Genomic DNA, 21,818 nt, shown 5'->3' on the forward strand with positions numbered 1-21,818 from the left:
GCAAACTACTGGTTCTAGGGATAAAACAACAAAGAAGCGAACTCCTTGGTACTAAAGGGATTCGCTTCTTTGTTTGGCTTCACACTTATTTCATCGTTTATACGTAATTTTATACATCGTTGATTTATCAAGGTTTTTGGCTTCTGAAGAATCCGGAAAATTGCATAGCTACTCTTCCTCAACCTGCATCGGCAACTGCCAATCAATCTCTTGAAGCCCGCGTGAACGCAAAAACTCATTCGTCCGCGAAAAAGGACGGCTGCCAAAAAAGCCGCGATTCGCCGAAAATGGGCTCGGATGCGGGGAGGCGATGACGAAATGCTTGTTGCGATCAATGAATGCCGCCTTCTCCTGCGCATGCTTTCCCCACAGGATGAAAACGAGAGGGGTCTCCCGGTCGTTCAACAAATGAATAATTCGATCTGTAAACGTCTCCCACCCAATATCCTTGTGCGAATTCGGAGTGCCGCGCCGAACCGTCAGAACGGTGTTCAGCATCATGACGCCTTGCTTCGCCCAATGATTCAGGTAACCATGCTGAGGGATTTCAAAACCGACATCACTTTTCAGCTCTTTATAGATGTTGACCAGAGACGGTGGCGGCTTGATTCCCGGCTTGACCGAAAAGCTCAATCCATGTGCTTGTCCCGGTCCGTGATACGGGTCCTGCCCCAAAATCACTACCTTTGCATTCTGATATTCAGTCAGGTGCAGCGCTGTGAATATATGAAACATATCTGGGTAGATTGTCTGCGTCTGATACTCTTCCTTCAACGTCTGACGAAGCTTGACATAATAGGGCTTCTCGAATTCATCGGCCAATACGGGGGCCCAGTCATTTTGCAATATGGTAGTCATGTTCCTCACCTTGTCCGCTGTTTTTTTCTACCTTACCACAAACCTAGCCATCACTGAACCATTGATTCGAGAACTAGGACTATTCTGATTTAGTCCTATCTTTCCCATGATTCCTAGTCTTTGTTTCCTAGTACCCTCGTTTGATAGCTTTTCTCCTATGATCTTTGACATAATGATGGCTGGGAAGATTTAGAGAAAAGAGAAAGGGAGAGGGTTTCACATCATGAAATGGGACATCAAGTCATTTTTGGGGGGCATTGCTGTAGGTTCGGTGCTCTTTTCCGGAATTGCCATTGCAGCACCCGCTTTTCCAGACGCGGAAGAAGGAATGAAAACACCGTTCACCTACTACTTTGACGGGCTGCCGAAATCACCAAACAGCGACGTACAAGGCATCATGTACAAAAACTCCGTCTATGTGCCAATCCGCTTCGTAGCTGAGAACCTGAACAAGCCGGTCATTTACGACGCGAGAACCAAATCGATTTTCATCGGTAAAATTCCATCGGCAAAAATGTACTCCAAAATGGAAGCGATCGAGCTGGTGAAAAAGAAATTCGCTGGCAAACTCTCGCCGACACATGTAGTCGAGTACGCTCACGACGACGAAAAAGGTCACTATGTCATTCAAGTGTACCAAACGGTCGTAAACAACTTCCAATCTGGCGACAGCTACACCAGTACGTATGGCTGGTTCGTAGTGAACCCGAATACCGGGGAAATTAAGTCGTTATTATAATTTCTTCTGCACTTATCTATTCGTACGAAAAAGACAGCGGACTAGGGACCCGCTAGCACCGGAGGCTATCCTTCCGGTGCCTTTTTTGTTTCCTGGCAAAATTTTGATTGATTACCACTTGTCCCATGTGATACGATCTCTCTACCAACACTTAACATACATTTTTATTTACTATTTATTCTATATAAGGAGTGAACTTGTTTATGTCTATCTTCCCGAACTGGGCGAGTTTATACCTTCAACGTCTACAGCTAGACCGCAAGCCGCCTAGCCTCTCTTATCTCAGTGAGCTCTGTCGCGCGCATCTGCAGACCTTCCCTTATGAAAATGTAAGCAAGCTGCTCTTCTTCCGTGACGGGAAACATGAGATACCGACCCCTGAGGAATATGTGCACAATGCGATCCACCATCATTTTGGCGGCACATGCTATACCAACAATCACAGCTTTCTCTCTCTGCTTCGAGCTCTTGGATTCTACGGTCAGCTCGTCTTGCCAGGCGGCGGGCATGCTGCCATCCTGATCGATGGTCCGAATACAGGAGAGACACCCGTCTATGTGGATGCGGGGGCTACCGCTCCTATCTTTGAGCCGATTCATTTTCTCGAAGAAGGGAACCATGTAAGGCCTTTTGGTACTGCCTCGATGGATTTGACCAAAAGTCCCGATCATCCTGAACACTATCGCTTTACACGATATGAAAACGGAAAAGTGGCAATTCCTCCGTGGGATTTTCATCCGAATGAACGAAAAGAACTGCCTGACTTGTCGGAAGCCATCCGCTCCTCTTTTTTACCGGATGCCTTCTTTTTGAATCGACTTCACATCCATCGTTTCCAGCTGGAGCAAGATCGCTTCGTTCTCCTCAAAAACAACGCTCTCCACATCGGTTATTCAGATGGCACCAACCAGATAACACCTCTGCACACTATCGCTGATATAGAAGCTGCTGTCACCGTTGAAATGCAACTACCACTTCTCCCTGTTCGCGAGGCAGTAGAAAGCCTGCTTGAGCGTGGTATTGATATTTTTTCTGCTCCCAAAAAAGAAGAAGTCCCCCTAGAAAACGAAGCTCTCGTGTTCAAAGAAAATGAAGGTTTAGACTGACTTGTTTAAAATACAATTGGCAGCCTTGTTTTACTATTGCTATCGAATCAAATATCGTTGCCTTTGATATTATTGGTACTCAGTTATTAAATAGTAATACGAAATGAATAGCCGCAAGGACTCCCATTGGATAAATAATTGTTCTTGAAAATGTATTTTTAAATCCATTACGGGGGTGCTTTTCAAAAAGTAGGTGCAGAACTGTATGTATGATAAAAAATACATCTAGGACCCAAAAAGTAACTGTCTGATATTTACTAAAAAGTAAATAGAGTATCATTGTGTAAAGAGGAAGATGAATAAATGTGAATACTTTATAAGCCTTAGAATCTTCCATATCCTTAAGCACGATAAACAATCTCCACTCCGAACGTCTTATCGCATCCATTTCGTGCAAGAGAAATAAAGATAAGGTTATCAAGAATAACACAAGCAAGAGATCAGGCATTCAAAAACCCCCTATGATTTTATTACTTTATGTTACAACACCCTAATAAATAAAGAGGTCAAAATACAAATCGAACACAACATTATCACAATTTGGAAAACCATGTCCTGATTATCTGAAATCCTATATTTACAGTCTACATCTCGATCGTCCTACCATTTGTTAATATCTGGTTGACAATGATAATATTTCTCACTAATATGGAAAAGTAGGTTAAATGGTATATAAGGAGTGTCGCACTTCATGATGATGGAGATAAAAACATACGTCGTCCAGGAAGGTCATTCTGACAAAATCGTACAAGGCTTTAGCGAGCCTGGTGCTGTTGAGAAGGCTCCTGGCTTTGTAGATTTGAGCGTGCTGGTACAGAAGCCACACAAAGGTGAAGAAGAAGTGGTCGTCATGATCCGTTGGGAATCAAAAGAGGCTTGGAAGCAGTGGGAGCTGAGTGATGTTCATCTGGCAGGTCACCGCCAAGCACGTGAAGAAGAAACTCCTGAGTGGTACATTAGCGGCAAAACTGGCCATTACGAGCTGAAAGCGAAAAAAGAACCGAACCCTTCGTAAATACAAACAAACCAGCCCGACCTCGGAAAAGCTCCGATCAAACCAGGCTGGTTTTTTATTTTCTTCTATCCTTTTTCCAATCCGTACTTCTCCATCTTCCGGTACAAGGTCGACAAGCTGATCCGTAGCTCATTGGCAATCGCGGCTTTGTCCTGTCCATACTTGTCTGCGTTCAAATAGCGCTGGAGAATGGAGCGTTCATATTCTGCCACCAGCTTTTCCAGCCCTAAATCGCTGCCTACTGTCGTCGCCTCATCCTCAAACAACAGATACTCAGGAAGCTCTTCGTTGCCGATGACATGCCCCTCCGCCATGTTGACCATATACTCGACGGCGTTCTCCAGCTGACGAATATTCCCCGGCCATTCGTATGCTTGTAGGCGTTGGACGAGTTGGGCTTCGAGCTCCAGTCTGCCTTTTTGCAGCAACGTCCCGTACCGATACAGGAAGTGCTGCAAGTAAAGCGCGATATCCTCCGTACGTTCACGCAACGGCTTTAACCGCAGAGGGATGACGTTGAGTCGATAATACAAATCCTCGCGAAACGTTCCTTCCCTGACCATGCTCTCCAAATCCCGGTGTGTAGCAGCAATAACACGCACATCGACGCCCAACGTTTTAACGCCGCCTACCCGATCTACTGTTTTCTCCTGAAGGACGCGCAGCAGCTTTGGCTGGAGGGACAACGGAATATCCCCTACTTCATCCAGGAAAATCGTGCCTTTGTGGGCCAATTCAAATTTCCCCGGCTTCCCTTCGCGTCTGGAGCCTGTGAATGCGCCGCCTTCGTACCCGAACAATTCGCTTTCCAGCAAGGTCTCGGGAATCGCCGCGCAATTGACTGCTACAAATGGCTGTCTACTGCGCCCACTCTCGCAATGAATGGCTTTGGCCAACAGCTCCTTGCCTGTTCCGCTCTCTCCCCGGATCAAAACGGTGGAAATGCTGTTCGTCACTTTTTTCGCTTTGGCAATCACATCTCGCAAGCCTGTTTCTGCCCCAATCAGCTGGGCGAAATACACCGGATGAACCGTAGCCTGCGGCATTTCCTCTTGAATATTGCAACTCTTCTCCCGCTCCGCATCCAGTTCAAGCAGCTTGTGCGCTATCAAAGAACTCGTATGCTGCAAAAACGGCATCCATTTTTCCGAGTGGTGCAGCATTTTTTCCTTTTGTTCAGGGGAAAAGCCGATAATTCCGATGACTCCTACCGTCTTCTCCCGTTTGTGCACCGGAAATCCAATCGTCGCCAGCTCCCGGCATTGCTGCAAAAACTTGCAATTGCCACACTGCGACTCGTTCTTTTTCATGTCAAAAATCATTCCCGGCTGTCCGGTTTGCAGGATCATACGGAAAAACGATCCTTCCGGCGCAGGCAATCCAATCAGCTCCTGATAGTAGCCGGTTCCGCTTACACGTATCCCTTGTTCATCCAGGATGGTGACATCGAGTCCCAGTACCTTGGAAATATTGTCGGCGTACGATTGAATGAATTCCTCGATCCGGGAAAACTCTGTCATGCCCCATCCTCCAGTTTCACGTTCCTTTATCCCCTGGACGCTGCCGCCAATGGCAGACTAGCTAGCGCCTGCTCCAAATCTGCGATGATATCCTCCACGTCCTCCAAACCAGTCGATAAGCGAATCAGACCGTCCGTAATGTTGAACTTGATCCGCTCGGAAGCAGGGATCGAGGAATGCGTCATCGAGGCAGGGTGCTGTACCAGTGTCTCGGGATCTCCTAAACTAAACGATATCATAGCCAAGTGCAGAGCGTTAATGAAAGATTTCGCTGCCTCGTAACCGCCCTTTACTTCAAAAGAAACGATCCCGCCCATTCCAGCCATTTGCCGTTTAGCCAGCTCATGCTGTGGATGCGAAGGCAGACCAGGGTAGTAGACGTGCGAAATTGCAGGGTGCTTCGCCAAAAACTCCGCGACTGCCTGAGCGTTTTGTCCATGCTGTCTGACGCGCAACCCGAGTGTCTTCAGCCCACGCAGGATTAAAAAAGCATCCCAGGCATTCAAATTTTGTCCCAAGTCACCCATGACATTTTTGCGCATGAATTGGATATGCTCCTGCTTCCCGACGATAAAGCCCGCGATCACATCGCCATGTCCGTTCAAATATTTGGTGGCGCTATGCACGACGACATCTGCCCCTAGCTCAAGTGGTCGCTGTAAATACGGCGTTAAGAAGGTGTTGTCGACGATTACCACAATGCCATGAGCGTGCGCCAAGCGGGACAGCGCCGGGATATCTAAAACGGTCAGGCATGGGTTCGAGGGTGTTTCGATGTACAGGACTTTTGTGTTTGGCAAAAAGGCACTCTCGACTGCCTGCAAATCGGTGCAATCAACAAAGTCTGTCACAATGCCATAACGCGGGGCCATGGTCGTAAGAAACTTGTAGCTACCTCCGTACACATCCCGCGTACACACGACATGATCACCCTGTTTCAAAAAGGCGAGCAAAGCCCCTGAAATGGCAGCCATCCCACTGCTTACACCCAAGGCGGCTTCGCCATTTTCCAATGCGGCGATTTTTTGCTCTAAAGTGGTGATGGTAGGGTTGCCATATCTTCCGTAGTACGTTCCTTCTCGCTCGCCAGCCACGCACGCCGCTGCGGAATCTGCATCTGGAAACGCATAGGCCACAGCAGGCACCACCGCGGAAACCACTGCTCCTGTTTTTGGGCAAGGCGTTTGTGCGGTATGAATAATGGAGGTGTCCATCTTCCACTTATTTGTCGTCATTGATTGTCTCTCCCTTTGGTTTGTGCTGTTACCAAAGGGTATAGCAAGGTTCATGCCAAGGTGAGAAACCGCATCATTCCAGGGCTTTGCGCTTTTTTCCGCTATCGACATTCGCAATTATGCAAATCAATTTTCTCAGATGCACGCAAAAAAGCCGTTAGTTGCCCCAACGACCTTTCGCATAGTTGCAATTTTGTTTTGCATGATTAGAAAAACAGCTTATACGAGCATACCGCCCCCGCTTTTCCTGTACTTCAAAATGCCCTCTGCTGCTCGATAGGAGAGAGCACCCATCGTTCCTGTCGGATTGTAGCCGCTATTATGCGCAAAGGAGGAAGCCCCGACGACAAATACGTTTTCCGCATCCCACATCTGCAAATAGTTGTTGACTGCCGAATTGTCTGGTGAAGCACCCATGATGACGCCACCTGTATTATGCGTCGATTGGTATGGCGTGATATCGTAGGGTCCGAGCTTGCGGTTAATTTCGAGCTTCTCGTTCGCTCCCATTTCTTTGACAATTTCCGCGCATTTATCTGCACAAAATGCCGCTAGCTCCCTATCCTGGTCGACGAAATCATACGTAATGCGGATCAACGGATCTCCAAAAGCGTCCTTGTACGTCGGGTCCAGATCAAGAAAATGCTGTTGAAATGGCATGGAAGCTCCTTGAGCACCTACGGATATGAATCGATTCGTGTATTTGATCGAGGCAGCCTTGAAATCCTTGCCCCAGCTAGGCGTTCCCGGCGGTACCTTGTTCGTGCCAATTGGTCGAAAGCCGGTTTGTGTGACAGAGATATTCGCGCCATGGATAAATTTCAAATTGGAGTGATCGAAGTTATCACCGTTGTAGTCATCCAAACACATTCCCAACGATCCTGCGCCTGCATAATTGTTAAATTCCTTGTCGTCGAAGAAGCCCACCGCGCCTCCTCTCAAGACTTGATAGGCGTAGTTTTTACCGATCACGCCTTTTCCGGTTGTTGGATCATACGGTTTTCCCAGCTTGGACATGAGCAGGATGCGCGTGTTGTTGAATACATAGCTGGTCATCACCACAATATCAGCGGGCTGTTCTAATTCCTCCCCTGTTGTGACGTCCGTATACAAGACGCCTGTCGCCTTGTTCCCTGTATGTAAAATTCTGCGGACATGAGAATGCGTGCGAATTTCAAACTTCCCTGTCTTCTTGGCTACTGGGATCACGGTCACCACTGGATCGGCTTTTGCTCCGTACTCACAGCCAAACCTTTCACAGAAGCCGCAGTACTGACACGCAGCCCGTGCCACCCCGTCTGGATTGGTATACGCTTGCGAGAGATTGGCTGATGGAAGGATGTATGGATGCAGGTTTTTCTTTTTCGCCGCATCCGCAAACATTTTCATACTCGGTGTAGTACGCATCGGAGGCGTCGGATAAGGACTGGAGCGTTTCCCCCCCAACGGATTCTCCTCGCCAGCGATTCCCGCCATCTTTTCAAACTTATCGAAGTACGGCTCCAGTTGATCGTAGGTAATGCCCCAATCCTGGATCGTCATTCCCTCTGGAATTTTCTTTGCACCATACCGTTCAATCGTCTTGGAGCGGATTTCGAAATCATACGGTAGGAAGCGGAAAGTTTGTCCGTTCCAGTGGACACCAGATCCCCCGAGTCCTGTCCCGAGCAAAAAGGAACCATATGACCGCATGGGAAGCGCACGAACGTTCATTTTACTGCGGAACGTGATCGTTTCCTTGGACAAATCTTGCATCAGCTCGTAACGGAGGGCATAACGCAATTCATCGTGTACCATGAAGTAGTCCTCGGTTTTGCGCTCCTTGCCTCGCTCTAGCCCCACTACTGTCAGACCTTGCTTGGTTAGCTCAGAAGCAATGATGCCTCCACCCCAGCCCACCCCCACGATCACGACGTCAACCTTAGGTAACTTTTTGGCCATATGTTACAGTCCTCCCTAATGTTGATGATCCCGCAAGCTTAAGGGAGCCATCTTCACAAACTCAGGCTTATCAATCAGCTGTGTATACGCCATTTGATTACCTGGGAAATTCTTCATTTTCCAGCCGTCCATATTTTTATTGCCTCCGTATAGAGGGTCTGCATAAACACCTTCGATCGTACTGGCCCGCAGCATATTGAAAAAAGTGCTCGCCGAGATGGTCGTCAATTTTACTTCATCGGATTCAAAGGCCTTTAAAACAGCGTCCTGCTGTTCTGGTGGGAGTTCGTAAAACCGCTTTCCGTGGGTACTGTTGCTATAGTTGTTCATCTCTTGAAGGCCGATATCGAATATTTCCCTGCGTTTTAACCTACCTTGATAGCCCTGTGTAATTTCACCCGGATAAAAGGGCGCTTGCATGTAATCCCGAGCATTAAAGCCCCAATCACCCGCTAGCTGGTGGTCAATGAAATAAGCTGCACCAAGTGCCTTCGCGCCCGGACCTAGCTCATCTTCAGGAAAAATGCGCTCGCAAGCGGCATCCGCCACCTTGAATTGCTCAGGCGTAAAAAACATGAGCGCCTGATTGTAATCGGCCGTAGGGGGCGGTGCTGCTGGCTGGGCTTGAGGTTCCGGTTTTCGGAGCAAGCTTCCTGCCACGCCACCCACGACCAAGCTACCGAGCACCAAGCCAGAGTTTTTCAAGAAGTTCCTCCGGGATACTGGCTGCTCCTTCACGTTATTTGAATCTGCCAAATCTACCACCTCCAGTGATTTCCTTCCTTTGGTTTGTGCATTTTTTCCCCAAGATAATCCTGGTCACAGAAATTTTTCCAACAAGCTCCACTCATAACTTCATGCAGCGAACAAAAGATAACTTTACATAGGTAGGATGACTTGGAGGGATCTTGGATGAAGCACTTCCACAAATGGGTTGGTACCGCAGGTCTAGGGACTGTAATTCTACTGACAGCTTGTATGAATCAAGCCGCTCCACCTACGAAGCCACATACGCCAGCACGCACACAGTCCACAACGCAAGCCCCAAAAGGCGCAACGGTTATTCCAAGCGTGGATCGCGATAAGAAATTCACGACAAACGCACACGGCCATACGTATAGCGGAATGGGCAATGCTCTCTACAGCTCCATGGGCAGCTCACACCTGCACACGGGTGGTCCTTCTACAAAGCTGGAAGCCCAACTGAAGGCGGCGGGCGTACACGGCGTCCAGGCGTTGATTGTGAACGACGCCGTCTACTTGGCTCCTTCTACTGCCAATACACAATCGATCAATCAAATGGATCCGATGCAGTCCCATCTCATCAGCAATTACTCCGGAAGCTCCAGTCGCGGACATGATGCTGCCCGTACAAAATCAGGGAGCGGAACCCCAGGGACATTAGGTACGAGCGATCATCAGAGCACTTTCGCACAAGCACGCTCCCAAATCGAACGTATCTATGGGTCAGATACACCCGTGAAGGTCGTGAACTCAAAAAAAGGCATCAAAGCGCTAGAAACGGTGAAAAAACAAATGAAGGATCAGAAGAATCAGCAGGCCATGGCTGAACAGTTGAACGTGCTCATTCGTGAAGCGAAGCGGTAAACAAAGATAAAGGGACAAGCAATTTCGCTTGTCCCTTCCTTATTTCGATAAAAAATGATGGATTTCGTTCACGGTCTCTTGCGGATGCGTCACCATTAGCAAATGCTGTGCCTTCGATATCATTTTCACCTTGGCCTGCTTCACTATTCCTTGATAGGTGGCAACAGCCTGTCTATGAAACTGCTGCTCTTCTTTTGAAAATAAGCTGTCGTCAGCCAGCAATAATAGCACGGGGCATGTTAGCTGTTGAAACAATTCCGGTTTGCTATGGATGCTGTACTCTTGGAAGTAAGCGGAAAACGCCTCCTTCGGCAAACGGTATCCGTAGCTTCCGTCTTCCTTTTTCACAAGCTCCTCTCGCATCCACCCCTCTGGCATCACGCTCGTACCATATCGCTCAGAGAACTGCCTTTCTGCCTCCTCTACGGAAGAAAAACGCGTGGTAGCCAGCCGCTCGACAACCTTCTCCCGATTGAATCCGGGGGCTTCTCCCAATGAATAATAGCCTCCATCCAATAAAACGAGCGAAGCTACGCGCTTGGGTTCGCGAATCGCAAGCATCTGGGCAGGCACAGCTGAAAAGGACGCTGCCACAATCGTTACTTGTTCGAGCTGTTCTTTCTCCAAAAGTTGAATCAAATCTGTTACGATCCGCTCAAATGAAAAGGAACCATGGCTCACGGAATTCCCGTGACCACGGATATCTACCGCAATCACCCGATATCGCTCTGCCAATGCTGGCAAGATGGGCGCAAACAGTAGCTTGGTGTTGCGAATTCCATGCAAAAGCAGCAGGGCAGGTGCTTGTGGTTTTCCTGTTACGCCGTACTCTAGTGTGCCCCCTTCTACCTGCAAACGATTGACTTGCGCGAACAATGCTACGTTCATTTTGCTTGCCTCCTTACTAAATACGTCTCGGGATCAGCACGCCAATATGAGCATGCGAAAGCCCTTTGTTCTGGTTGTAGTGGTGGGGAGGAAACAGGAGAAAACGCTCAGCTTCTAGGGCCACCCCCTGGGGGATTGACTGCCCGACTCCATGCAAAAAGCGAAACCGCGTCCAAAGTGGTCGGTTCAGGATGTGTTTCAGAGGTGGACGCTTAAGGGCGTGTTTCGCTTTTTGCACTCCGTCTCGGTCGGTGTCCCTAAGATCTTCGCTATTTTCTCCTGTTTCCTCTGCGAGCTGCTTGTTGTCCTCATACTTTAATTGAGGTGAATCTGGATGAATAAAAAAGAGAGAGGATCGTTGTTCTCCCTCCTGAATTCACTTTCAAAAATGATAACCAAAGCCACGTGAGAAGAAGTGGATTTCCAATCTTAGCGCCTCTGGAGCCCGGCCTAGTGTAGGAATGAATGGCGGGGGTTTTCAGCTTCAACCTCTGCGAATACATCCTCGAAACTCTACTTTTGAAGCGCTCCCGCCATTTATTTCGGAGCGGACAGTCAATCCCCCTCGCGGGGCGGAGGCCGAAGCGTAGACTGGAAATACACTTCTTCCCCACTACAGCCACTCCCCTCTACTCCTCAAACTTCATCATTTCCAAATTGGTTTTCTTGACCTTCACCAAATATAACAAATAGATCAGGCCGACAGAGCTCCATAGCAAGCCCAGCATCATGGACGTTGCTTCCAGGTTGACCCACAAAAAGGCGATGAACGTTGTCCCGATGAGTGGTGACAACACGAAGCCCCACCAATCCTTGATAGGCTTGTTCTTTTGTTTGCGGAAATAGTACGCCATGACGCTGATGTTTACAAAGCTAAAGGCGATCAGTGCGCCAAAGTTAATGAAGGACGTGGCGGTTAGCAAATCCATGTACAGAGCGAACAGCATCAGCGCTCCTACCAACAAAACGTTAAGCACGGGCGTTCTCAGCTTCGGATGTACATAACCGAACCAGCGCTTCGGCAAAAATCCGTCTCTGCCCATTGCGTACAACAAACGCGTGACACTCGTGACGGATACAAGCCCGGAAGCAAGCGTTGAGGACAAGGCGGCGGCCAAAAACACCAATTGAAAAACGGTTCCGCCAATAAACAACGCAATCTCCGCTGAAGCAGCTTCTGGATCAGATAATACCGAAACATCAGGAAATAAAGATTGCATGAAATATGAGGCAGTAATAAACAACGCTCCTCCCGCGAGTGCTACGAGCATAATCCCGCGAGGAATCGTCTTTTTCGCATCGACGGTTTCCTCCGTGAGCGTGGTCACGGCATCAAAGCCAAGGAAGGAAAAACAAAGAATTGACGCACCCGAAAGCAGTGCAATGACAGACATATCCGGTGACAAAAATGGACGCAGGTTGAATACTTGCCCAAGCCCGTCACCTTGCATAAGACCACGGATTGCCAATCCCGCAAACAGCACGACGACCACGACTTGAAACAGCACCAAAATCGAGTTAACGGATGCGGTTACTGTTACGCGAAATACGTTTAACCCTGTCACCAGTACAATGAATCCTATAATCCACCATACAGTCGATACATCAGGAAACACGGATGATAGGTAAACCCCTGTCAACAAAGCGTTAATCATCGGTAAAAACAAATAATCTAGCAAGGACGCCCAGCCTACCAGAAATCCGGCATACGGATGGATTGTTTGCTGTGTATACGTATACGCGGTCCCTGCTGAAGGGAATAGCCGTACCATCTTTCCGTAGCTTGCCGCCGTAAACAGGATTGCAAGAAGTGTGACTGCATAAGCAGCAGGAACGTGCCCCCCCGTTTCTCCAGAAACAATGCCAAAGGTGTCAAAAACGGCCATCGGGGCCATGTAGCCCAGTCCAATTACGACAATATGCCGCAACTTCAAACTACGTGTTAGTTCTGCTCTCCCGTTCACTGCCTGTCCTCCTTTTTGTAACAGAATAATTATACACGCCATTTTATAATCACGAAAGAAAAAAGCGCCGCTGCACACGGGTTCTCCATGCACAGCAGCGCTTGATTTATATGAGTATTTCCTATGCTTTTGGCAGTTCAAAGGAACTCTTCAACGATACAATCCGATTGAATACGAGCTTATCATCTGTTGTATGCTTCGGATCGACATTGAAATAGCCATGGCGGAAAAATTGATACTTGTCTTGAGGCTTGGTTTCTTTCATATTTGGCTCCACATAGCCTTGCAGCACTTCCAACGAATTCGGGTTAACGTTGTCGAGGAAAGTACCCTCCGCGTCTTCATCATCCATAATCAATGGCTCGTACAAACGGAATTCAGCAGGAACCGCATTGGTCGCATCCACCCAGTGAATCGTACCTTTTACCTTGCGACCTGTAAAACCGCTGCCGCTCTTCGTCTCAGCGTCATACGTGCAATGGATCTCGATCACGTTGCCGTCTGCATCCTTCACGACGTCATTGCATTTAATGAAGTACGCGTGCTTCAAACGTACTTCATTTCCCGGGAACAGGCGGAAATATTTGTTCGGCGGGTTTTCCATGAAGTCGTCCTGCTCAATGTAGATTTCGCGGGAGAACGGAATTTCACGATTACCCATCTCTGGGTTCTCTGGATTGATCTCCGCTTCAAGCATCTCGACTTGTCCTTCCGGATAGTTCGTGATGACGACCTTCAATGGATTCAATACAGCCATCGTACGTGGTGCCTTCAGCTTCAGGTCCTCACGGATGAAATACTCCAGCATTTTCTCGTCAACGGTGCTGTTCGCGCGCGCTACTCCTACTTCACGAGCGAATGTACGAATCGCTTCCGGTGTATAGCCGCGACGACGGAAGCCTGCGATGGTTGGCATGCGCGGGTCATCCCAGCCGTCTACCACATTCTCATCGACTAGCTGTTTCAGCTTGCGTTTACTCATAACGGTGTTTGTCAGGTTCAAGCGAGCAAATTCGTACTGATGTGGTACCTTCTCCATTTCGCACTCGCGGACTACCCAGTCGTACAACGGGCGATGATCTTCGAATTCCAGCGAGCACAAGGAGTGTGTCACGCCCTCAATAGCATCCTCCAACGGATGAGCGAAGTCGTACATCGGATAAATACACCATTTGTCGCCCGTGTTGTGATGCGTTGCATGGGAGATTCGATACAGAACCGGATCACGCATGTTGAAGTTCTGCGAAGCCATATCGATTTTCGCACGCAGCACCTTTTCCCCGTCCTTGAATTCTCCTTGGCGCATACGTGCAAACAGGTCCAGGTTTTCCTCCACAGACCGGCTGCGGAACGGACTATCTGTGCCTGGCTCTGTCCATGTTCCACGCATTTTACGCATGTCTTCAGGAGACAGATCGTCCACGTAAGCCAGACCTTTTTTAATCAACAGCACCGCTCGGTTGTACATCTCTTCAAAGTAATCAGATGCAAAAAACAACCCGTCCCATTCGAAGCCAAGCCATTGAACGTCCCTTTTGATGGCTTCTACGTATTCGATGTCTTCCTTCACCGGGTTCGTATCGTCAAAACGCAGGTTGGCCTTGCCGGAGAATTCTCGTGCCAACTCAAAGTTGAGGCAGATTGCTTTTGCATGTCCAATATGGAGATACCCGTTCGGTTCTGGGGGAAAGCGGGTAATGATTTCCTTTACTTTGCCCTCTTGCAAGTCATCAATCATGATATTGCGGATAAAATTGGATGCCGCTACCTTGTTTTCCAATGAAATCAACCTTTCACTTCACCTTTACATTCCATAATACTGATTCTCTTCCCAGAGTTCAACAAAATCGGGTCGTTGACCGACCCGCTCACGTCTCCCATTGCTGCCCCGTTTGCCATTGTGACCTGCAATACAGGTGAATAACAGAATCAATGGCTAAGCGCTGCTCCGTAATCCCACGAATCTTTTCGAGATGCTTCGAGGGAATCAGATGCAGCAAAGGCTGTTCAACATGATTGAACCGTTGGAATGCTTCCGCTGCAATCCGATCCCACTGCGGGTAATACCGAAGCAAATCATCGGGCATTACACGGGAGCGGTCCGTGTCGGACTCGGGCAAACACTCAAATGGTTCATCCAAATTTAACGTTCCATAATCATCAGTCAGCTCTTCGCCCGGAAAAATATCCCGTGCAGCCAATTCCATATCATACATGGTCGGCACACAATTCGCATGAAAGCTGTGGTTCACGTACCTTGCCTTATCCCAACAAAGAATGTACTTTCCGAACTGGTTCTTAAACGAATATTTTTGTACGTCCTGTTTTCGTAATGAGTCAAGTCTTTCCACAAATGCAGGGTCCAATACTTGGTCCAAATCATCCTGTGCCCATACAATCGTTCCTTTTGGGATAAACCTTGTCGCAAACACACCGTACCCGATCTCATCGTTGATATAGCGCAATTCTGTATCGGGATGCATCATGGTCTTTGTTTCACTCCTTGGCAAATGTGCCTTTTTATCATCATAAGCAGCTTTGCCCCAGGAGGTGTGTGAATATCTTTCGAAAAATACATAGAATTCCTAACTATTTTTCCGGATTAAAATATTTTTCTTATTTACCACAAATGGTAAATAGTCTATATTATTGGCAAACGGAGTTTTAGGAACATTTTCCCACAACGATTGAATCAGTATATGTGTCATTTTATGCTTCACCCATTGATATCGAAACGGCATACCCGGGGAAATCCGGCGACGCAAAGCTACAGGGGCTACCTCCGCAACAGCGGACACGCTTGCCAGCTACCGAAGTATTGATGTAGGACGCGACCAATGATCCTATATCATTGGTCTTTTTTTGCGCTCATAATGTCTATTTTTGTCTACTTTTGTATGTTTGTGTATTTTTAACTTTTAAAGGAGGTGAGGCAACAGCGGATAGCCGGTTTAATGAATCATTATTCTTTTCATCATGAAGGAGGTTTCATAGGAATGTCATTCTGGAAGAAACTCTCGACCGTCGCTCTGACTGCTGTCATCGGGGTATCAACATTCTCTGGAGCACAAGCTGCTAACCGTCCAACATCGATGTCACCGAACGCAATGGTGACGACTCCTCACTATCTGGCTACGGCTGCGGCCCTGAAAACATTGGAAGACGGTGGAAATGCAGTAGATGCTGCTATTACAGCCGCTTCCACCTTAGCTGTTGTCTATCCTCATTACACAACCATTGGCGGAGATAACTTCTGGCTCATCTACAATGCCAAAACAAAAGAGCTGAAGGCGCTGAACGGCAGTGGTCGCGCAGGCGAAAAGGCAACCATCGACTATTACAAAGGCAAAGGCTACGAAAAAATCCCGTCCCGCGGTTATGAATCAGCAAACACTGTCCCTGGTGTCGTCTCCGGCTGGTGGGAGGCGTACAACTACGCCCATAAAAGCATGGGCAACAATAAGCTTCAATGGAACAGACTGCTGGAGCCTGCCATTGGATACGCCGAGAACGGATATCCCGTCTCCCCCAACCAAGTATATTGGACAAAATACGCGACAGATCCAACTGACAATGACTTGAAGAATCTTCAACGTTTTGATGGATTCCGCAAAACATTCCTGAAGCCCAACGGAGATCCTTATGCAGCAGGCGAAATTCTCAAACAAAAGGATCTTGCCAATACTTTGCGAATCATTGCGAAAAAAGGCGCTGACGGTTTTTATAAAGGTGAAGTTGCTAAAAAAATCGTAGCAGACATGAAAGCCAACGGCGGATTGCTCACGTTGAAAGATTTTGAGAAGCATACCTCCACTTGGGCAGATCCCATTACGGTAGACTACCGCGGTTACAAAGCGTATAACGTTCCGCCTAACTCCCAAGGCATGGCATCACTCTCTATTCTTAATGTTTTGAACAACTTTGACCTCAAGAGCATGGGTGAAGGAACACCCGATTACTACCACACGATTGTGGAAGCTACCAAACAGGCTTTTGCTGACCGCGACAAATGGCTGACTGACCCTGCCTTTGCGGATATCCCTGTGGATGAGCTGTTGTCCAAGCAGCACGGGAAAGATTTAGCTGCGCGCATTGATATGAAGCAAGCAGCCAAATCCGTAGAACCGCTTGATCCAAAAGGCGATACAACCTGGTTCGGGATCGTCGACAAAGATGGAAATGCCGTGTCCATCATTCAGAGTCACTACTTTGACTGGGGTTCTGGCATCGTAGCGAAAGATACGGGTGTCCTTTTGCAAAACCGCGGAAGCTATTTCTCCTTGGATTCCAAACACATCAATCACTTGGAACCAGGAAAACGCACCTTCCACACCATTAACCCAGCTATGCTCTTTAAAGGGGACAAGCCTTATCTTCTTTACGGAACACAAGGGGGAGAAGGACAGCCGCAAACGCAAGCCGCTCTCGTCACACGCATCGTCGACTTTGGTTTCAGCGTGCAAGACGCAATCGAAGCACCAAGATGGCTGCATGGACGCAACTGGGGATCTGCTTCCAACAATCTCAAGGTGGAAAGCCGCATCCCTCAAGAAGTCCTGGACGAGCTCATTAAACGTGGGCATCCAGTCGAAAAGCTTGAAGCAGCCTATACCGATGCGATGGGACAGTCCGGCGCAATCCTGATTGACCCGCAAACCAATGTAAAATTTGGCGGTGCAGACCCTCGCGGTGAAGGCGCAGCAATGGGCTATTAATATTTTGTCAGACTGCTGAGCTCATCTCAGCAGTCTGACTGTTTCTATTTCGCATTCACGGATTAGGAGTGGACAAACCTATGTTTTTGTTCAACAAACTCAGGAACAAAATGATTCTTTGGTTTCTCATCGTGGCTGTCATTCCACTTACTGCCGTTTCTTTGTTTATCACGAACAGCTTTTCATCCATTCTCATTGATAAACAAAAATCATCCTATGTTGACCTTACTTCCAGTACAGCCATAGCGATGGATCAATATCTGGACCGGCGTATGACAGAAATTCAAGTTTTAGCCCGCACCTCGGATATTCAATCCGATGATGCATCGGCAAAAAACGAATTTATCCGCAAGTTTACCGAGGAAATGAAGCTGTATGACGGAAATACGTTTATCGCAAGCGATGGAAAAGTAACGGCTGATACGTTCCCCAAAAGCGTTGGAATCAATCTTGGCGAGCGCCAATTCTTCAAAGACGGTATGCAGGACAAGCCCAGCTTCTCCGATGTTCTTGTTGCGAAGACAACCGGCAATCGCTCTATCATCGTCGCTTCCCCTGTAAAAGGGAAAAACAACGAGAAGCTCGGTGTCTTGACCGGGCTCGTCAATGTAGATGACTTCACAGCTACCTTTCTCAAAGATTTGAAAGTAGGCAACGATGGTTATCCGATTCTCGTTGATAACAAGAACCAAATTCAGTACCACCCTACCCAGGATCTGATCGGAAAACCGCTTGCGGAATCCGCTCTGCCGCAACAATTGATGGAAATCCTTCAATCAGGAAAAACGGAAAAGGGCTCATACAGCTACTCGGACAATGGCAAGGAATACGTTGTCACCTACTCTCCCATTCCCAAGACCAACTTTGGTTTATATCTGCATATCCCTGTCGAATCCATAACGTCTGCGGTTTCATCCGTTACCACCATGGTTAGGATCATTGTCATCGTTGTTGTTGCTGTCGTGACCGCAATCGCCTACGCTGTTTCCCGGCAAATCTCACGCCCTATTGCAGCAGTTGCCTCCGTGGCTAACCGCATTTCCGAGGGGGAACTGACTGTACAGCCTTTGCAAATTCGAACCAAGGATGAGGTTGGACAGCTATCCCAATCAGTAAACACAATGGTTCTCAACCTGCGAACGATTATTCAACAAGTAAATGATACAGCTTCAGATCTCGCTTCTTCCGCAGAGGAATTGTCGGTCAACGCCGACCATACGAGCAAGGCTACCGAGCAAATCGCTATAACGATTCAGGAAGTAGCTTACGGTGCGGAAAAACAAGTGAAGAGTGTAGAGGAAAGTGTCACCGCAATTCAAGGCGTATCGACAGGAGCTCAGCAGGTTGCCACGAATGCACAGCAAGCTGCCGAATCAGCTTTGGGCGCTTCCCAAATTGCAGTGGAAGGCAATCAGGCCCTTCAAGTCGTTATCAGCCAGATGCAATCGATCGAGAACACTGTTGGCAACATTGCCGATATCGTCAAACGATTAGGAAACAGCTCGCAGGAAATCGGACAAATCGTTCAAGTCATCACCGCCATAGCTGAACAAACAAATCTGTTAGCGCTTAATGCAGCGATTGAAGCGGCGAGAGCTGGTGAACAAGGTCGCGGTTTCGCCGTTGTAGCAGACGAAGTGCGCAAATTGGCTGAGCAGTCCGCGGAATCCGCTCAACAGATTAAACTGTTGATTACGACGATTCAGCTCGAATCAAACCAGGCTGTCCTTTCGATGGAACAAGGCACCAAAGAGGTCGCCACTGGACTTACGGTCGTTAACAATGCAGGTAAGTCCTTCGAACAGATCCAAGATGCTGTCACGCAGGTGGCAAGCCAAATTCAAGAAGTAAAGGCCTACTCTGAGCAAATGTCTTTTGGCACCAAACAGGTGGTAGAATTGGTTAGTGTCATTGAAGAAGTAGCGGAGAATTCTGCTGACGGAACACAAAGCGTATCGGCCGCCACAGAAGAACAGCTGGCAGCTATGGAAGAAGTCAGTTCATCATCTACTTCTTTGGCAAGAATAGCAGAAGAACTGCAATCTCATGTAAGCAAATTCAAGATATAGTCCAAACAACAAAAAAAAGGAAAGCCGCCTTGCATATTGCTCGGCGGCTCTTTCCTGCTTGTGCTTACACAAACTCCCACATCCGGTCAGGATGGTTCGTGCAAATTTGAACCTGGGGATGCCACGAAATGACTTCGCGGATATGTTTCGGATCATCCAGCGTCCACGCGATGACTTTGAAGCCTTTTTCAATCGCGGCTACTGTTAGCTCACGATTCAGAAACGGATATCCCATGGAGAGGATCGTAGCACCTGCTGCCTCCATCTGTTCCAGCATGAGTACAGGGCGACCATATACAATCAGGCCTGTCTGCACTTCTTGATCGAGCGTGCGAACGTGACGGATCAAATCGTGGTCAAAAGAAGTCAGGTACACCTCTTGCTTCATTCCATGCTTTTCTACAAGCGCGAGCACCTTTTCAGCGATATCCGGGTACATGTCACTCGTTGCTTTCAACTCGATATTTAGCATGCAGCGACCTTTTACTGCGAGGAGTGCTTCCTCCAGTGTAGGGATTCGCTCGCCCGCAAACTTGTCGCCAAACCAGCTCCCTGCATCCAGCTCACGCAGCTCTGCCAAGGTACGATCCATGACCAGACCGCGGCCATTGGTCGTGCGCTCCAGCGTAAAGTCATGAATCAGCACCGGAACACCATCACGCGTCAGCTGTACATCAATTTCCATTGCTTTGATAGCTGGCTCTGCCAAAGCCAGTCGAATCGCTGTCATTGTATTCTCCGGGGCTTTGCCTGACCACCCGCGATGTGCCATACAAATGTTCATTTCGCCAGCTCCTCTATCATTTCGTTTCTATTATTTTTTCAAAAGCTTGCTGCCTTTTTCCGTTGCCGTCTGCATCGCTTCATCTACTGTCGCTTGGCCAAGCATCGCACGCTGCAGTTCTTTTTGAATCACATCCTGCAATTCTTTGTAGCCTGGAGCCATTGGGCGAGGATAGCCGTATTGCAGCTGATCTACCGCGACCTTGAAGTTTGGATCTTTTTCATAGAATGCCTTCATTTCAGCCGAATCAATTGCTTCTGTCGTAACAGGCATATAACCGGAAGCGATGGACCACGGAACCGTTTGCTCGGTATCGGTCATCCACTTCATGAATTCCCACGCCGCTTTTTTCTCTGCATCAGTCGACTTCGCCAGCATCACGAGATTCGCGCCGCCCGTTGGCGTACCAAAGTTTTTATTGGCCGGAAGGAAGGCTGCACCCATGTCAAATTTGGCATTTTTCTTCAATTCCGTCAAGGAGCCTGTCGATGTAAAAATCATGCCTACTTTTTGATTCAAGAAGTCTTGCTCCGCTACATCCCACGCATTGTAGTTCTCTCCTGGAGGGTTTTTCATGATGCCTTCCTTCACCATTTTGGACCAGAGCTCAAGTGGTGCTTTTCCTGCTTCGTTGTTGATCGTCAGCTCTTTGCCGTTCTCACTCAGAATGTTGCCCCCGCCTTGGAAAACAAGTGCTTCGTAGAACCAAATATCAACTGGTGTAGAGAAGCCGTACCGGGTAATTTTGTCTCCTTCTTTTTTGCTCAGCTTTTGCGAGAAGCTGACCAACTCATCCCATGTTTTCGGACCGTTCGAATCAAGTCCTGCTTCTTTTAACATATCGCGGTTGATGTACAGCAGTGGAGTGGAGCGGTTAAATGGTACTGCGTACAGTTTGTCATTCCAATAAGAGTTTTTCATGAGACCTGGAATGTACTTCTTTTCATCCCCTTGGGAGTAAGGTGTCAAATCTTCCAAAACCTTTGCATCCGCAAATGCTGCGATCGAAGCGATCTCGACCATCGTGACATCTGGATTGTTGCCCGCTGCTACAGATGCCAGTACTTTGGAATGGTTCTCTTGATACGCCCCTTGGTAGGCTGGTTTGACGATAATATCTTTATGTGTTTCATTGAATTTTTTGACCATATCCTCGATGGTTTTCCCACGAACGCCACCCAACGCATACCAGAAATCAATTTGGACAGGGCCACTGGATGCTGTAGACGCTGCAGGCTGAGAAGTGCTACCTGTACTAGCAGACTGTTCTTTGCTAGATGATCCGCATCCAGCCAATACTCCTGACAAACCGATAGTCAATGCACATAGAATCGTTCCAGTTCTTTTCAATGAAAACATGGTTTGATTTCCTCCCT

At 48.0% G+C, this 21,818-nt stretch carries 18 protein-coding genes and 1 riboswitch; of the genes, 6 read left to right on the forward strand and 12 right to left on the reverse strand.

The annotated features are described in order from the left end of the window. Positions 1–168 precede the first annotated feature (168 nt). Positions 169–858: a uracil-DNA glycosylase gene (locus HP401_RS07050; protein ID WP_015893705.1), complete on the reverse strand. Its 690-nt coding sequence runs from the start codon at positions 856–858 to the stop codon at positions 169–171. 223 nt (positions 859–1,081) lie between these two features. Between HP401_RS07050 and HP401_RS07055 the strand changes: the two genes are divergently transcribed. Beyond that, the gene (locus HP401_RS07055; protein ID WP_173604552.1) at positions 1,082–1,597 is read left to right on the forward strand and encodes a stalk domain-containing protein; all 516 of its coding nucleotides are present in this window, start codon (positions 1,082–1,084) and stop codon (positions 1,595–1,597) included. A 203-nt stretch (positions 1,598–1,800) separates the two neighbouring features. Continuing rightward, positions 1,801–2,703 (forward strand): arylamine N-acetyltransferase, encoded by a 903-nt coding sequence (locus tag HP401_RS07060; RefSeq protein WP_173604553.1) that lies wholly within the window; start codon positions 1,801–1,803, stop codon positions 2,701–2,703. Between the two features lie 79 nt (positions 2,704–2,782). On the opposite strand, the gene HP401_RS35595 is transcribed toward HP401_RS07060, so the two are convergent. Further along, complete coding sequence (locus HP401_RS35595; protein WP_064200341.1) at positions 2,783–3,151, reverse strand: DUF6713 family protein; 369 nt, start codon at positions 3,149–3,151, stop codon at positions 2,783–2,785. 243 nt (positions 3,152–3,394) lie between these two features. On the opposite strand from HP401_RS35595, the gene HP401_RS07065 reads away from it, so the two are divergent. After that, positions 3,395–3,718: an antibiotic biosynthesis monooxygenase family protein gene (locus HP401_RS07065; protein ID WP_015893708.1), complete on the forward strand. Its 324-nt coding sequence runs from the start codon at positions 3,395–3,397 to the stop codon at positions 3,716–3,718. Positions 3,719–3,783: 65 nt separating this feature from the next. Here the strand turns inward: HP401_RS07065 and HP401_RS07070 are convergent, their stop codons facing one another. From HP401_RS07070 to HP401_RS07085, 4 genes are all read right to left on the reverse strand, one after another. Beyond that, complete coding sequence (locus HP401_RS07070) at positions 3,784–5,238, reverse strand: sigma-54 interaction domain-containing protein (RefSeq protein WP_173604554.1); 1,455 nt, start codon at positions 5,236–5,238, stop codon at positions 3,784–3,786. A gap of 26 nt (positions 5,239–5,264) precedes the next feature. Beyond that, positions 5,265–6,473: a trans-sulfuration enzyme family protein gene (locus HP401_RS07075; protein WP_173604555.1), complete on the reverse strand. Its 1,209-nt coding sequence runs from the start codon at positions 6,471–6,473 to the stop codon at positions 5,265–5,267. Positions 6,474–6,692: 219 nt separating this feature from the next. Continuing rightward, entirely contained in the window at positions 6,693–8,414 is a 1,722-nt protein-coding gene (locus HP401_RS07080) for a GMC family oxidoreductase (protein WP_173604556.1), read from the reverse strand. Between the two features lie 15 nt (positions 8,415–8,429). Continuing rightward, positions 8,430–9,179: a gluconate 2-dehydrogenase subunit 3 family protein gene (locus HP401_RS07085; RefSeq protein WP_015893712.1), complete on the reverse strand. Its 750-nt coding sequence runs from the start codon at positions 9,177–9,179 to the stop codon at positions 8,430–8,432. A gap of 147 nt (positions 9,180–9,326) precedes the next feature. Here HP401_RS07085 and HP401_RS07090 point away from each other — a divergent pair, with 147 nt between their 5' ends. Further along, positions 9,327–10,022: a hypothetical protein gene (locus tag HP401_RS07090; RefSeq protein WP_173604557.1), complete on the forward strand. Its 696-nt coding sequence runs from the start codon at positions 9,327–9,329 to the stop codon at positions 10,020–10,022. Between the two features lie 39 nt (positions 10,023–10,061). Here the strand turns inward: HP401_RS07090 and HP401_RS07095 are convergent, their stop codons facing one another. From HP401_RS07095 to HP401_RS07110, 4 genes are all read right to left on the reverse strand, one after another. Next, a complete protein-coding gene (locus HP401_RS07095; protein ID WP_173604558.1) occupies positions 10,062–10,910 on the reverse strand; it encodes an alpha/beta fold hydrolase in 849 nt (282 codons plus the stop codon). A gap of 629 nt (positions 10,911–11,539) precedes the next feature. Further along, entirely contained in the window at positions 11,540–12,916 is a 1,377-nt protein-coding gene (locus HP401_RS07100) for an APC family permease (protein ID WP_173604559.1), read from the reverse strand. Between the two features lie 79 nt (positions 12,917–12,995). Then, entirely contained in the window at positions 12,996–14,663 is a 1,668-nt protein-coding gene (locus HP401_RS07105) for a glutamine--tRNA ligase/YqeY domain fusion protein (RefSeq protein WP_217365979.1), read from the reverse strand. 79 nt (positions 14,664–14,742) lie between these two features. Continuing rightward, positions 14,743–15,360, reverse strand: coding sequence for an SET domain-containing protein (locus tag HP401_RS07110; RefSeq protein ID WP_173604560.1), 618 nt, complete (start codon positions 15,358–15,360; stop codon positions 14,743–14,745). A 240-nt stretch (positions 15,361–15,600) separates the two neighbouring features. Further along, positions 15,601–15,689, forward strand: a riboswitch (cyclic di-GMP riboswitch). Between the two features lie 181 nt (positions 15,690–15,870). Between HP401_RS07110 and ggt the strand changes: the two genes are divergently transcribed. Both ggt and HP401_RS07120 read left to right on the forward strand, forming a co-directional pair. Further along, complete coding sequence (gene ggt, locus HP401_RS07115; protein WP_015893720.1) at positions 15,871–17,589, forward strand: gamma-glutamyltransferase; 1,719 nt, start codon at positions 15,871–15,873, stop codon at positions 17,587–17,589. 80 nt (positions 17,590–17,669) lie between these two features. After that, complete coding sequence (locus HP401_RS07120) at positions 17,670–19,658, forward strand: methyl-accepting chemotaxis protein (RefSeq protein WP_173604561.1); 1,989 nt, start codon at positions 17,670–17,672, stop codon at positions 19,656–19,658. A gap of 64 nt (positions 19,659–19,722) precedes the next feature. Here the strand turns inward: HP401_RS07120 and HP401_RS07125 are convergent, their stop codons facing one another. Both HP401_RS07125 and HP401_RS07130 read right to left on the reverse strand, forming a co-directional pair. Continuing rightward, positions 19,723–20,442, reverse strand: coding sequence for a glycerophosphodiester phosphodiesterase (locus HP401_RS07125; RefSeq protein WP_173604562.1), 720 nt, complete (start codon positions 20,440–20,442; stop codon positions 19,723–19,725). 30 nt (positions 20,443–20,472) lie between these two features. Next, positions 20,473–21,801 (reverse strand): ABC transporter substrate-binding protein, encoded by a 1,329-nt coding sequence (locus HP401_RS07130; RefSeq protein ID WP_064200329.1) that lies wholly within the window; start codon positions 21,799–21,801, stop codon positions 20,473–20,475. Between the last annotated feature and the right edge of the window lie 17 nt (positions 21,802–21,818).

The organism is Brevibacillus sp. HB2.2 (assembly GCF_013284275.1).
GTDB classification, from domain to species: domain Bacteria; phylum Bacillota; class Bacilli; order Brevibacillales; family Brevibacillaceae; genus Brevibacillus; species Brevibacillus brevis_D.